Origin of the sequence: Streptomyces olivaceus, assembly GCF_000721235.1 — a bacterium.
GTDB classification, from domain to species: Bacteria; Actinomycetota; Actinomycetes; order Streptomycetales; family Streptomycetaceae; genus Streptomyces; species Streptomyces olivaceus.
Map to the genome: position 1 here is coordinate 317,211 of NZ_JOFH01000002.1, position 12,694 is coordinate 329,904.

At 73.0% G+C, this 12,694-nt stretch carries 11 protein-coding genes and 1 pseudogene; 7 read left to right on the plus strand and 5 right to left on the minus strand.

Translation table 11 applies throughout. From position 1 onward, the window contains the following. Nucleotides 1-15: 15 nt before the first annotated feature. On the minus strand, nucleotides 16-495 hold the full coding sequence (locus IG94_RS0104340) for an anthrone oxygenase family protein (protein ID WP_031031230.1): 480 nt from the start codon (nucleotides 493-495) through the stop codon (nucleotides 16-18). Between the two features lie 212 nt (nucleotides 496-707). Here IG94_RS0104340 and IG94_RS0104345 point away from each other — a divergent pair, with 212 nt between their 5' ends. Continuing rightward, nucleotides 708-1,340 carry a nucleoside/nucleotide kinase family protein gene (locus tag IG94_RS0104345; protein WP_031031231.1) on the plus strand — a complete coding sequence of 211 codons (633 nt, stop codon included), beginning with the start codon at nucleotides 708-710 and terminating at the stop codon, nucleotides 1,338-1,340. 66 nt (nucleotides 1,341-1,406) lie between these two features. Next, on the plus strand, nucleotides 1,407-2,201 hold the full coding sequence (locus tag IG94_RS0104350; RefSeq protein WP_031031233.1) for a methyltransferase domain-containing protein: 795 nt from the start codon (nucleotides 1,407-1,409) through the stop codon (nucleotides 2,199-2,201). A 154-nt stretch (nucleotides 2,202-2,355) separates the two neighbouring features. Here IG94_RS0104350 and IG94_RS0104355 read toward each other — a convergent pair whose 3' ends face one another. Continuing rightward, nucleotides 2,356-3,279, minus strand: a complete 924-nt coding sequence (locus tag IG94_RS0104355) for a carbohydrate kinase family protein (RefSeq protein ID WP_031031235.1) — start codon at nucleotides 3,277-3,279, stop codon at nucleotides 2,356-2,358. Beyond that, a complete protein-coding gene (locus tag IG94_RS0104360; RefSeq protein ID WP_031031237.1) occupies nucleotides 3,276-4,184 on the minus strand; it encodes a pseudouridine-5'-phosphate glycosidase in 909 nt (302 codons plus the stop codon). The genes IG94_RS0104355 and IG94_RS0104360 overlap by 4 nt, the downstream gene beginning before the upstream one ends. 138 nt (nucleotides 4,185-4,322) lie before the next feature. Here IG94_RS0104360 and IG94_RS43305 point away from each other — a divergent pair. Then, nucleotides 4,323-4,753: pseudogene (locus tag IG94_RS43305) on the plus strand (VOC family protein). A gap of 30 nt (nucleotides 4,754-4,783) precedes the next feature. Here the strand turns inward: IG94_RS43305 and IG94_RS0104370 are convergent. Both IG94_RS0104370 and IG94_RS0104375 read right to left on the minus strand, forming a co-directional pair. Beyond that, entirely contained in the window at nucleotides 4,784-5,350 is a 567-nt protein-coding gene (locus tag IG94_RS0104370; protein ID WP_031031245.1) for a methylated-DNA--[protein]-cysteine S-methyltransferase, read from the minus strand. Nucleotides 5,351-5,436: 86 nt separating this feature from the next. Further along, nucleotides 5,437-6,306 carry a glycerophosphodiester phosphodiesterase gene (locus tag IG94_RS0104375; protein WP_031031248.1) on the minus strand — a complete coding sequence of 290 codons (870 nt, stop codon included), beginning with the start codon at nucleotides 6,304-6,306 and terminating at the stop codon, nucleotides 5,437-5,439. 292 nt (nucleotides 6,307-6,598) lie between these two features. Here IG94_RS0104375 and IG94_RS0104380 point away from each other — a divergent pair, with 292 nt between their 5' ends. The 4 genes from IG94_RS0104380 to IG94_RS0104395 all read left to right on the plus strand — a co-directional run bounded on the left by IG94_RS0104380 (nucleotide 6,599) and on the right by IG94_RS0104395 (nucleotide 12,667). Then, nucleotides 6,599-7,477, plus strand: coding sequence for an MHYT domain-containing protein (locus tag IG94_RS0104380; protein WP_031031252.1), 879 nt, complete (start codon nucleotides 6,599-6,601; stop codon nucleotides 7,475-7,477). 40 nt (nucleotides 7,478-7,517) lie between these two features. Further along, nucleotides 7,518-9,674 carry an excinuclease ABC subunit UvrB gene (gene uvrB / locus IG94_RS0104385; RefSeq protein WP_031031254.1) on the plus strand — a complete coding sequence of 719 codons (2,157 nt, stop codon included), beginning with the start codon at nucleotides 7,518-7,520 and terminating at the stop codon, nucleotides 9,672-9,674. A 141-nt stretch (nucleotides 9,675-9,815) separates the two neighbouring features. Then, nucleotides 9,816-10,394: a TerD family protein gene (locus tag IG94_RS0104390; protein WP_031031256.1), complete on the plus strand. Its 579-nt coding sequence runs from the start codon at nucleotides 9,816-9,818 to the stop codon at nucleotides 10,392-10,394. A 245-nt stretch (nucleotides 10,395-10,639) separates the two neighbouring features. Further along, nucleotides 10,640-12,667: a TerD family protein gene (locus tag IG94_RS0104395; protein WP_031031259.1), complete on the plus strand. Its 2,028-nt coding sequence runs from the start codon at nucleotides 10,640-10,642 to the stop codon at nucleotides 12,665-12,667. Nucleotides 12,668-12,694: the final 27 nt, after the last annotated feature.

The following is a 12,694-nucleotide window of genomic DNA, read 5'->3' on the forward strand; positions in this document are numbered from 1 at the left end:
CGCCGGGCGGGGCGTTCAGGCGAGAGCCAGCACGTACGCCACCGCCGCGGCGGCCGAGGCACCCGCGCGCACGTGGTTCCAGGCCGTCCATTCGCGTACGTACGCCGGCCACCGCCCGGCCGCCTCGGCCGACCCCGGCTCCAGACCGAGCAGGGCGTTGTTGCGCGGGACGTTGGCTGCCGCGGTCACGCCGAACGCCCCGACCAGATACAGCGCGCTGCCCAGCAGCAGTTCCACCGCGGCTTCCTCGGGCCAGAGCACGAACGTCACCACGGCGATCACCGCCGCCAGCACCGCCGTCCCGAGGAACAGGACCATGAAGGCCGGCCGTACCGCCGCGGTGTTGATGGAGTTCATCGCGGCGACGCCCTGGGCCGGCGGCAGTGCGGCGAGGCCCTGCATGACGAAGGCCGAGAAGGCACAGAAGACACCGGCCACCAGACCGGTGCCGAGCACGCCCAGCACCGTCAGTACGAAGTACGGTCCTTCGATCATGTCGTGTCGCGTCCCATTCCTGATCCTGTGGATCTGCGAATCCGTGATCCGTTATCCCTGATTCGTGATCCCTGACCGGTTGATTCGTCGTCCCTTGCCCTTGAGGGGGCTCAAGTCAACCGCCGTACGGTGGCGGTGGCCATGGCCGGGCGGCGCCAATGTGCAGGCGGGTGTCCGGGCGGGCCGGCGTGTGCCTGACGCATCATGGGCGGGTGCGACTGGAAGCGATCACTTGGGACCGGCTCGGTGACCGGCTCGCCGAGCGCCTGCTCGACCTGGAACCCGCCGACGGCAGCGCCTGGACACGCGTCGCCCTCGACGGTGCCCCCGCCGCACGTCCCGGCGACCTCGCCGAGCGGGTCGCCGAGGCGCTGCGGGTCCGCGGCCGTCCCTCCCTCGTGGTCGGGACCGGCGGTTTCCTCCGCCCCGCCTCGCTGCGCCTGGAGTACGGGCACCAGGACGTCGAGTCCTACTACAACGGCTGGTTCGACACCGGCGCCCTGTGGCGCGAGGTCTTCGACCCCCTCGGCCCCGGCGGGAACGGGCGGATCCTGCCCGACCTGTGGGACCCGGTCACCGACCGCGCCACCCGCAGCCCCTACGTCCCGCTCCCTCCCGGCGGCGTGCTGCTGCTCCACGGCCCCTTCCTGCTGCGCCACTGGTTCCCCCTCGACCTGAGCGTCCACCTCGTCCTCACCCCCGGGGCCCTGCGCCGCCGCACCCCCGAGACCGAGCACTGGACCCTGCCCGCCTTCGAACGCTACGACGAGGAGGCCGGGCCGTCCGACGCCGCCGACGTCCTGGTGCGGGCCGACGACCCCAGGCATCCCGCCTGGAGCGGCTGACGCGCCGGGCCGTCGGCCGGAGCGTCGCCCCCTCCCGGCAAGCCGGACAACTGGGATGATCGCAGCATGACGCGAACCGACGGATACCTCCTCGACAACCGCCAGTCCGAGGCGGCGGAGCGCTTCGACGCCTTCGCCACGCTCTTCGACCCCACGACGTTCCGGCACCTGGAGCGCCTCGGTGTCGGCCCCGGCTGGCGCTGCTGGGAGGTCGGCGCCGGGGGTACCTCGGTGGTGTCGTGGCTGGCCAAGAAGGTGGGGCCGACCGGCAGGGTGCTGGCGACGGACATCGACACGTCGCGGGTCGCTCCGGTCGGCCGCCCGCCGGTCGAGGTGCGCGTGCACGACGTGGGCGCGGAGGAACCGCCGGGCGAGGGCTTCGACCTGGTGCACGCCAGGCTCGTACTCGTCCACGTCCCGGACCGGGAGAAGGCGCTGCGATCGATGATCGGGTCACTGCGCCCCGGCGGCCGCCTCCTGGTCGAGGACGCGGATCCCGCGCTGCAGCCGCTGCTCTGCCCCGACGAGCACGGACCGGAGGAGCAGCTGGCGAACCGGCTCCGGCACGGCTTCCGGCAACTGCTCTCCCGCCGCGGCGCCGACCTCTCCTACGGCCGCCGGCTGCCGCGACTGCTCAGGGAGGCCGGGCTGCGCCGCGTCGAGGCCGACGCCTACTTCCCGGTCGCCTCGTCCGCGTGCGCCGCTCTGGAGTCCGCGACGGTTCGCCAGATCCGCGACCAGCTGGTCGGCGCCGGGGTGGCGACCCACGACGACATCGACCGCCACCTCGCCAACGTCGCGTCCGGCGGCATGGACCTGGCGACGGCTCCGATGATCTCGGCGTGGGGGCGCAAGGCGTAGAGCGCACGGCATACGTCGCCGCACACGGCGCAGCCCGCCGTCCCGCGACTTCTGCCTCTACGACCGCGCCCCTCCACTCCGACGTCACCCTCACCGCCACCGCCACAGCCACCGCGTCCTCCGGCCGCCCTCCGGTCGGTCTCCGGCCTGTCGCCTACCCTCGGTCGGCCCCCGTTGGAGGTCTGCCGCCCACCCGTCCGACCGCCTTCGCACCCGCCCCGCACCCGGCGGTGGCCGCCTCCTCCAACTCCGCCCCTCTGAGCAGCGCGGCGAGGAACGCACCGGTGAAGGCGTCACCCGCCCCGGTGCTGTCCAGGGGCGACGCCCTGACGGCGGGGACCCGCGCGCTCACCGCGCCGGACCGGGCGACCAGGGCCCCCTCCGCCCCCTGCTTGGCGACCACCACCGGCACGTGCCGGCTCAGCTTCGCCGCCGCGTCCGCCGGGTCGGGCAGCCCGGTGAGCAGGTACGCCTCGGCACGGCTGGGCAGCAGGACGTCCACCTCGTCGACGAGTGCCAGGAACCGGTCGACGCCCAGCACGGCGAGGAACCCGGCCGAGGCGGGGTCCAGGCTGACCGGCACCCCGCGCGCGCCGGCCGAGGCCAGGGCGACCGACACCAGGGCACGGCCCGGCTCCGAGAACAGGAGGTAGCCCGACAGGTGCAGCCGGGCCACACCGTCGAGCAGCGCGTCCGACCAGTCGTCCGGCCCCAGCCGCAACGACGCCCCGCTGTCCGTCAGGAACGTCCGCTCGGCCGAGTCACCCGTGTCGACCAGGCAGATCACCGTCCCCGTCGGCGCCGCCGGGTCCACGGCCAGCAGCGCCCGCACGCCGCGGTCCGTCAGCTCCCGCCCGTGCCAGTCGGCCGCGTCGGCGCCGACCCGGCCCAGCAGACGCACGTCCCCGCACCCTTCGTACGCCGCCCAGCAGGCGACGTTGGCACCCGCGCCGCCGGGCAGCCGCCGGATCGAGGCCGCCGTGTCCGTGCCGGCGGCCAGCGGCCCCCGGTGCCGGGCGACGACGTCCGTGACGACGTCCCCGACCACGAGCAGGGCGCCGCCCGGTCCGGTGGTCACGCGCCGGACCAGGCCGCGGCGACGCGGGCCGCCAGCCGGACGTTTCCCCGCACCGCCGCGAGGTTGGCGCTCAGCGAGGCGCCGTCGGTGTGGCGGACCAGGTGGTCGAGGAGGAACGGGGTGACCGCCTGCCCCGAGACCCCCTCCGCCTCGCATGCCCGCAGCGCGTCGGCGAGCACGCGCGCGTGGAGGCCGGGATCGAGCTGCTCCTCCTCGGGCACGGGGTTGGCGACGACGAACGCGGACCGCGGTCCGTCCAGCGCGTCCTGGGCCCGCATGACGGCCGCCACCTGCTCCGGGCCGTCCAGCGTCCAGTCCACCGGGTGGCCGGAGTCGGACAGGTAGAAGCCGGGGAAGCGGTCCGTCCCGTAACCGGCCACCGCGACGCCCAGCGTCTCCATCCGCTGCAGGGTCGCCGGCACGTCCAGGATGGACTTCACGCCCGCGCAGACCACGGTGATCCGGGTGCGGGCCAGCAGGCCCAGATCGGCCGACTCGTCCTGCGTCACCGTCCACTCCCGGTGCACGCCGCCGAGCCCGCCGGTCGCGAAGACCCGTACGCCCGCCCCGGCCGCCAGCAGGGCGGTCGCCGACACGGTGGTCGCCCCGCTCGCGCCGGCCGCCACCGCGAGCGGCAGGTCGCGGTGGCCCAGCTTGCGGATGCCGTCCTCGTTCGCGATCCGCTCCAGCTGCCGCTCGTCCAGGCCGACGTGCGGCCGCCCGTCCAGCACGGCGATCGTCGCCGGTACGGCGCCCTCCTGCCGCACCAGGTCCTCCAGCTCCCGCGCCACCAGCAGGTTGCGCGGGCGCGGCAGGCCGTGCGCGATGATCGTGGACTCCAGGGCCACCACCGGACGCCGCGCCGCGACCGCCGCCCGCACCTCTTCCGACACCACCAGCACCACGCGCCCGCCTCCTGTCCGACTGCTCTCCCTCTGCTCCGGTCTCCCTCATCCCTGGCGGGCGGGGCACCGGGCCAAACCCCGGGCGGTGCGCGACCGGGCTCTTGCGGCTCCCCGGACCGGACCACGAGCCTGGGAACCATGACGGACAACACGACACGCCTCGACCACGTCGTCCTGTGGGTGCGCGACCCGGTCGCGGCGGCCGGCTTCTACGAGGAGAACCTGGGCCTGCGGCCCCTGCGGGTCACCGAGTACGCCGCGGGGACGGTGAGCTTCCCGTCGGTACGCCTGAACGAAGAGACCATCCTCGACCTCGCACCCCACTCCATGGCGGAACGCATGCGGGTGCTCCCGGGCGCCGACGCCAGTGCCGGGCACCCCGTCAACCACGTCTGCCTGTCCCTGTCCCGGCCCGACTTCGAGAAGCGCTGCGCACCCGCCTGGAGGAGGGGTCCGTCCCGGTCTCGGAGCTCTCGCACGACTCCTACGGCGCCCGCGGCCCGGCCCGCCGAAGCTTCTACTTCGCCGACCCGGACGGCAACATCATCGAGGCCCGGCACTACGACTAGCAGCCCCTCCCCGCCGGTGCCGTCCGCCCCTCAGAACAGCGGCTCGGGCAGCACGCCCTCCAAGGCGAGGAGCTGCCGCTTGGTGTTCACGCCGCCGCCGAAACCGCCGATGCCGCCGTCGCTCTCGACGACCCGGTGACAGGGCACGACGACCGGCAGCGGATTGGCCCCCATGGCCATGCCCACCGCCTGGGCGGCACCCGGCCGGCCCACCCGGTCGGCCAGCTCGCCGTATCCGACGACGGAGCCGTGGGGGACGCCCGAGGCCAGCTCGCGCAGCACCTGCCGGTTGAAGCCCGATATCAGGGACCAGTCCAACGGCAGCTCGAAGTCGCGCCTGCGGCCCGCGAAGTAGTCCTCCACCTGGCGTACGGCCTCGGCCAGCAGCGGGGAGCCGGGCGCCTCGACAGGGGCCGTGCCCAGCCGGGCCGCGAGCCGGTCCAGCGCCTGGTCGCGAGCCGCGCCGGTGGCATGGAACACGACGTTGACCAGGCCGTCCCGAGTGGCGGCCAGCAGCAGCGGACCGATGCCGGTGCCGACGACGCTCCACACGACCCGCTCCCCGCCCCGCCCGTGGTCCCGCCCATGACTGTCCATGCGCCAACGGTACGGCCCACCACTGACAACGCCCGGGGCGGTGACGGCCCAGACCGTCACTGCCCCGGGCGTGCGCCGGACAACCTCTACCCGACCGCGTCGCGCACCACGTCGGGCTTGTTGGTGATGATGCCGTCGACGTCGTAGTCGGCGACCCGCCGCGCGGTGTCCGCGTCGTTCACCGTCCAGGTCTGTACCTCAAGCGGCCGGCCGTGCGGCCCCTTGAACGCGTGCACCGAGGACACGTAGCTCGCGGAGAGGGAGTCGTGCGACGGGTTGATCTGGTCGGCGAACTCCGCGTACGCCGGCAGCTCCGACACCGCCGGAGTCCCGAGGAAGCCGGTCTTCACGGCCGGCTTGAGCTGGTGGACCGTGCGGATGCTGTCCGCGTCGAAGCTCTGCACCACCAGGTGGCCCGCCACGTGCCGCCGGTCGAGCCAGCCCTCGTTGGCGAGGACCTTGAGGGTCTGCTGCTCGATGCCCGGGTACAGGGCGGGGCTCTTCAGCTCCAGCAGCAGCTTCTGGTGGTTGCGCTCGAGGCGGTGCACGTACTGCTCCAGCGTCGGCACGCGCGCGCCCGCGTACTCGGGCCCGAACCAGCTTCCCGCGTCCAGCCGCGCGATCTCCTCGGCCGTGAAGTCCTTCACCTTCCAGGGCGACCGGTCGGGGAAGACCTCCTCCACGTCGGTCGTACGCTGCAGGCTCTCGTCGTGGAGGACGACGAGCTCGCCGTCCCGGGTGCGCTGGACGTCGTTCTCCACCCAGCGGATGCCCAGCTCGGCCGCCTTGTCGACGGCGGCCAGCGTGTTCTCCGGCGCATACCCGGAGGCACCCCTGTGAGCGACGACCGTCGGCCCGTCGCCGCCCGCCTCGTCGGTCCGGGCGTGCGAGAGGGGAGCCGTCAGGGCCACCCCCAGAAGAGCGGTGGTCGCGACGGCAACTGCGCGCACGTGCATGCGTACTCCTCGCATCGAGCGATCACGGACAGCACCACTGTGACACCGGAGAGTCAACGGAAGGGGGGTGCAGAATGGCCACAGCCTGAATGGAGTTGCTCAACTACGCTCACCGGGGCGGCACAACTGGGGCGGGACCGTGATTCTTTGCCGAAGAATCGTTCGACCATTCCGGTGGCAGCCCATACTCTCTGCGTCGGCCCCGGTCGTTCGCGCGGCCCCCGGGGAGGGGCGCACATCAGGAGGTTCCGGGACGCAACCGGGGCGAAGGCAGGCGGAAGGGCAGCCGCACATGCAAGACACGGTCGACGGATTCAGCTACGGAGTCGTCACCCCGCTGGTGGCCTACCTCATGGCCTGCCTCAGCGGAGCCCTCGGTCTGCGCTGCACCACCCGGGCCATGCTGGTCACCCGTTCCTGGCGCCCCGGATGGCTCGCCCTCGGCTCGGCGGCGATCGGCTCCGGCATCTGGACCATGCACTTCGTCGCCATGATGGGGTTCACGATCGAGAACACGCCGATCCGCTACGACTGGCTGATGACCTTCGCCAGCCTGGCCGTCGCCGTCGGCATGGTGGGAGTCGGGATCTTCATCGTCGGCTACCGGGGTGCGAGCGGAACGGCCCTGTTCACCGGCGGAACCGTCACCGGTCTCGGCATCGCCTCGATGCACTACCTGGGAATGGCCGGGATGCACCTGGACGGGCAGCTGGAGTACAACACGCTCACCGTCGCCCTGTCCGTCGTCATAGCCATGGCGGCCGCCACCGCCGCCCTGTGGGCCGCCGGGCAGGTCCGGGGCTTCCTGTGGAGCGTGGGAGCGGCCCTGGTGATGGGGCTGGCCGTCACGGGCATGCACTACACGGGCATGGCCGCCGTCGAGGTGCACGTCCACGGCACGACCGACCCCGCCGTCGGAGGGCAGCCCGCCGAACTGCTCGCCCCCATGCTGATCGGTCCCCTCGCCTTCCTCCTCGCCGCGGCCGTCGTCGTCCTCTTCGACCCGCTGATGGTCGTGGGCAGACCCACCCCGGTCCTCGCCGAGCGCAAGCCCGGCATCCCCGCGCACACCCAGGCCCCGCGCCGGATCCGGCACCCGGCCCACCAGCCGGGCCACCACCCGCGCCGGCCCCTCGCGCACCGGCGCCCCCGCACCCCGCAGAACCGCTGATCCGGGCCGGTTGTCAGTGCGGGGTCGTACGGTGGAACCCATGCGGCCCGTTACCCAGATCGAACGCACGGTGGCGCCCTTCGAGGTCGTCAGCCCCTACCAGCCGAACGGCGATCAGCCGACGGCCATCGCCGAGCTGGCCCGGCGCGTCGAAGCAGGCGAGAAGGACGTCGTGCTGCTCGGCGCCACGGGCACCGGCAAGTCCGCCACCACCGCGTGGATGATCGAGAAGCTCCAGCGGCCCACCCTGGTCATGGCGCCGAACAAGACGCTGGCCGCCCAGCTGGCCAACGAGTTCCGCGAGCTGCTGCCCAACAACGCCGTCGAGTACTTCGTCTCGTACTACGACTACTACCAGCCCGAGGCCTACGTCCCCCAGTCGGACACCTACATCGAGAAGGACTCCTCGATCAACGAGGAGGTGGAGCGCCTGCGCCACTCCGCGACCAACTCGCTGCTCACCCGCCGCGACGTCGTCGTGGTCGCCTCCGTCTCCTGCATCTACGGACTGGGCACCCCGCAGGAGTACGTGGACCGCATGGTCCCGCTGCGGGTCGGCGAGGAGCACGACCGGGACGAGCTGCTGCGCCGCTTCGTCGACATCCAGTACACGCGCAACGACATGGCCTTCAGCCGCGGCACCTTCCGCGTGCGCGGCGACACCATCGAGATCTTCCCGGTCTACGAGGAGCTCGCCGTCCGCATCGAGATGTTCGGCGACGAGATCGAGGCCCTCTCCACCCTCCACCCGGTCACCGGCGAGATCATCAGCGACGACGAGCAGCTGTACGTCTTCCCGGCCTCCCACTACGTCGCGGGCCCCGAGCGCCTGGAGCGCGCGGTCAACGACATCGAGAAGGAGCTTGCCGAGCGCCTGACCGAGCTGGAGAAGCAGGGCAAGCTCCTGGAGGCCCAGCGGCTGCGGATGCGCACGACGTACGACATCGAGATGCTCCGCCAGATCGGCTCCTGCTCCGGTGTGGAGAACTACTCGATGCACTTCGACGGCCGCTTGCCCGGCTCCCCGCCGAACACCCTGCTCGACTACTTCCCGGACGACTTCCTGCTGGTCATCGACGAGTCGCACGTCACCGTGCCGCAGATCGGCGCGATGTACGAGGGCGACGCCTCCCGCAAGCGCACCCTGGTCGACCACGGTTTCCGGCTGCCCTCCGCGCTCGACAACCGCCCGCTGAAGTGGGAGGAGTTCCAGGAGCGCATCGGACAGACCGTGTACCTGTCGGCGACCCCGGGCGCCTACGAGCTCTCCCGTTCCGACGGCGCCGTCGAGCAGATCATCCGCCCCACCGGCCTCGTCGACCCGGAGGTCGTCGTCAAGCCCACCGAGGGCCAGATCGACGACCTGGTGCACGAGATCCGCACGCGGACCGAGAAGGACGAGCGCGTCCTGGTCACCACCCTCACCAAGAAGATGGCCGAGGACCTCACCGACTACTTCCTGGAACTCGGCATCCAGGTCCGCTACCTGCACAGCGACGTCGACACGCTGCGCCGCGTCGAACTGCTGAGAGAGCTGCGCGCCGGTGAGTACGACGTCCTGGTCGGCATCAACCTGCTGCGTGAGGGCCTCGACCTCCCCGAGGTCTCCCTGGTGGCGATCCTCGACGCCGACAAGGAAGGCTTCCTGCGCTCCGGCACCTCCCTGATCCAGACCATCGGCCGCGCCGCGCGCAACGTCTCCGGACAGGTCCACATGTACGCCGACAAGATCACGCCGGCGATGGAGAAGGCGATCGACGAGACCAACCGCCGCCGAGAGAAGCAGGTCGCGTTCAACCAGGCCAACGGCGTCGACCCGCAGCCGCTGCGCAAGAAGATCAACGACATCGTCGCGCAGATCGCCCGCGAGGACATCGACACCGAGCAGCTGCTCGGCTCGGGCTACCGCCAGGCGAAGGACGGCAAGGGCGCCAAGGCCCCCGTCCCCGCCCTCGGCGGCCGGGCGACGGCCGACGGGGAGCCGGCCAGGGCCAGGCGGAAGGGCGGGGGCCGTGCCGAGGAGACGGTGCCGACCGACCGTCCCGCGGCGGAGCTCGCGGGGCAGATCGAGGACCTGACCACCCGCATGCGGGCGGCCGCCGCCGACCTCCAGTTCGAGATCGCGGCGCGACTGCGCGACGAAGTCTCCGAGATGAAGAAGGAACTGCGCCAGATGAAGGAGGCGGGCCTGGCCTGACGGCCGACCCGGGCCCGCGCTGTGTTGCAAGACCGACACAAAGCGCGGACCGGGGTGGGGCACTGCCAGTGCCCCTGCGTAGGGTTCGGGGCAACCGCGGGGACCGCGGCAACAGGGGACAGTTCGAGAGGGGATCAGCGCGTGACCGTCAACATGACCAAGGGTCAGGCCATCAGTCTGCAGAAGAACGACGGCGGCAGCCTGACGTCGGTGCGCATGGGTCTCGGCTGGCAGGCGGCTCCCCGGCGCGGCCTGTTCGGTTCACGCACCCGGGAGATCGACCTGGACGCCTCCGCGGTCCTCTTCGCGGACAAGCAGCCGGTCGACGTCGTCTTCTTCCGCCACCTGGTGAGCGACGACGGCTCGGTGCGGCACACCGGGGACAACCTCGTCGGCGGCGTCGGCCAGGGCGGCGACGACGAGGCGATCCTCGTCGACCTGCAGCGGGTCCCGGTCCACATCGACCAGATCGTCTTCACGGTGAACTCCTTCACCGGCCAGACCTTCCAGGAAGTGCAGAACGCGTTCTGCCGTCTGGTCGACGAGACCAACGGCCAGGAGCTCGCCCGCTACACACTGGCCGGCGGCGGCGCCTTCACGGCCCAGATCATGGCCAAGGTGCACCGGGTCGGCCAGGGCTGGTCGATGACCGCCATCGGTACCCCGGCCAACGGACGCACCTTCCAGGACCTGATGCCGGCGATCCTGCCGGTCCTCTAGGGCCCCGGCCCGGAGGTCGTCGGCGTTCGGCGAGGCGCCGCGCCGACGGCCTCTCCGCCGTGCGCCCGGACGCACTGGCCCCGGCTCATCCGCATCGACGAGACGCCGCGGCGCTCCCGCGGCCTGATCCGCCGGACAGGCCCCCGGGTCTCGCGGCCCGAACGAACGGCCGGCCCCGCCCGCGGGGCCGGCGGACGCCGCACGACGCTTCGCGGTGACGCAGGACCGACACAGGGGGACAGGCGATGACGGCCGAGCTGACGCGGGGACAGAACCATCCGCTTCCCCGGGCCCGTCTCGAGATCCGGGTCTCGGCCGGCACGCCGGTCGTGGCCGGAGCCACGCTCGGCGACGAGAACGGCACGATCCACGGCGTCGAGTGGGTGGCGCACCCGGGCGCCCCCGTACTGCCGGGGCTGGAGGTCTCCCGGCAGGCCGCCGCCGACCACCGCCTCGCCGTGGACCTGGACGCCGTGCCCGACGCCGTACACCGCGTCAGTGTGCTGCTCGCCCTGCCCGTGGCCGGGCAGGGGCCGGCCCGCTTCGGGGCCGTCGCGGCGCCGTTCACCGCGGTCACCGGTCTCGACGGCGAAGAGGTCGCCAGCTACACCCTCACCGGTCTGGAGAGCGAGTCCGCCGTGGTTGCGCTGGAGCTCTACCGGCGGCAGGGCGGCTGGAAGGTGCGCGCGGTCGGGCAGGGCTACGCGGGAGGCCTCGCCGAACTGCTCGCCGACCAGAGGCTGCCGGAGGCCCACCAGCTCGCCGGCGGCATCCACGAGGCGGTGGCGCGCGGACTGGCCCGTTCGGTACCCGCTCCTCCGGCGCGCACGGCGGACGGCGACCGCTCCCGGCCAGCCGCCCCGGCCCACGGCCCCGACCACGGCACCGCACCCCAGGGCGCCATCGGCCGCGTACCGTCCGCGTCGCCCTACGACCCGCCGGCGGCAGCCTCCGGGGCGCAGCCGGCCGACGGGCAGGGGGAGCACGGCACACAGCGGCCGTACCCGGGCGGCCCCGCCGGCGCGGACCGGCCCTCGGCCCCCGCGGGCGGAGCGATCGACTACAGCCACCCGCGCCGGCAGAGTGCGGCCCCGCCCCCTCCTCCGCCGGCCGCGCCCCCGGCCGAACCGGGGCGGCCCGCCCGTCCCGTCGCCGGTGACGCCACCGGCTGGTCCATGGAGGAGCGGCTCTACAACCAGGTGTGGGGCATGTTCGAGGACCTGGCCCGCACCACGGCTGCCTACCGCAGTGCCGTCGACTTCGCCGACTCGCGCAGGGAGAAGGAGCTCGACCAGGTCCTGTCCGACCCGCGCAGCCGGATCGGCGGGCAGGGCGACGCCGCCCGGGAGGCGGCCCGGGAGCGGTACGAACAGTTGGTCTCCCGGGCCGGGGAGGTCCTGGACCGGGACGTCGCCCAGCTGCTCGCCGAGGCCGAGGTCGTCGAGCCCGCCCTGCCGGCGGCCTACGCGCGCTGGGACAACCCGGTCTGGCACGCGTACCGCGTCCCCATGGAGATCCCGATGGCCCTGCGGCTCGGCGACCTCCACCTGCCGGAGGCGGACCGGATCCGCGTCCCGATGCTGGTCCGGCTGCCGCTGGAGCGGGGACTGTGGATCGACAGCGGCCGCTCGGCCTCGTCCGACGGCGCGGTCACCGATTCCCACGAGATGCGGCGCCTGGGCCTCGAGACGGCGGTCGCGCACGCGGCCCGGCTGCTCGCCGTCTATCCGGCGGGCGAGTTCACCGTGCACGTCATCGATCCGGCCGGCGCGGGGACACAGGCGCTGGCGCCGCTGGCGCAGGGCGGGGTGCTCGCCGCCCCGCCCGCCCGGGGCGCCGCGGGGACGGCGGACGTCCTCGGCCGCCTGACCGAGCGCGTCGACCTGGTGCAGATGGCCCTGCGCGGCGGGGCGCCCGACGCGCTTCCGCCGGGTCTCGACACCTCGCAGCAGCTCCTGATCGTCAACGACTTCCCGCACGGCTTCGACGACCGGGCGGTGAACCAGCTGCGCTACCTCGCCGACGAGGGGCCGGCCGTCGGAGTCCACCTGATGATGGTCGCCGACCGCGAGGAGTCCGCCGGGTACGGACCGCTGCTCGACCCGCTGTGGCGCTCGCTGCTGCGGCTCACCCCGGTGCCCGACGACCACCTCGCCGATCCGTGGGTCGGGCACGCCTGGACGTACGAGCCCCCGCTCGTGCCGCCCGGCAGCCAGGTGCTGCAGCAGGTGCTGGCCCAGGTCGCGGCCGCCCGCATCTCCTGGCGCAGGTGACCGCCTCCGAGCTGGTCTTTTGAGCTT

Coding starts and splice junctions, on each gene's coding strand:
- IG94_RS0104340 (WP_031031230.1), bottom strand. CDS start 495: ATGATCGAAGGACCGTACTTCGTACTGACGGTGCTGGGCGTGCTCGGC.
- IG94_RS0104370 (WP_031031245.1), bottom strand. CDS start 5,350: ATGGACAGTCATGGGCGGGACCACGGGCGGGGCGGGGAGCGGGTCGTG.
- IG94_RS0104380 (WP_031031252.1), top strand. CDS start 6,599: ATGCAAGACACGGTCGACGGATTCAGCTACGGAGTCGTCACCCCGCTG.
- IG94_RS0104395 (WP_031031259.1), top strand. CDS start 10,640: ATGACGGCCGAGCTGACGCGGGGACAGAACCATCCGCTTCCCCGGGCC.
- uvrB (WP_031031254.1), top strand. CDS start 7,518: ATGCGGCCCGTTACCCAGATCGAACGCACGGTGGCGCCCTTCGAGGTC.
- IG94_RS0104350 (WP_031031233.1), top strand. CDS start 1,407: ATGACGCGAACCGACGGATACCTCCTCGACAACCGCCAGTCCGAGGCG.
- IG94_RS0104375 (WP_031031248.1), bottom strand. CDS start 6,306: ATGCACGTGCGCGCAGTTGCCGTCGCGACCACCGCTCTTCTGGGGGTG.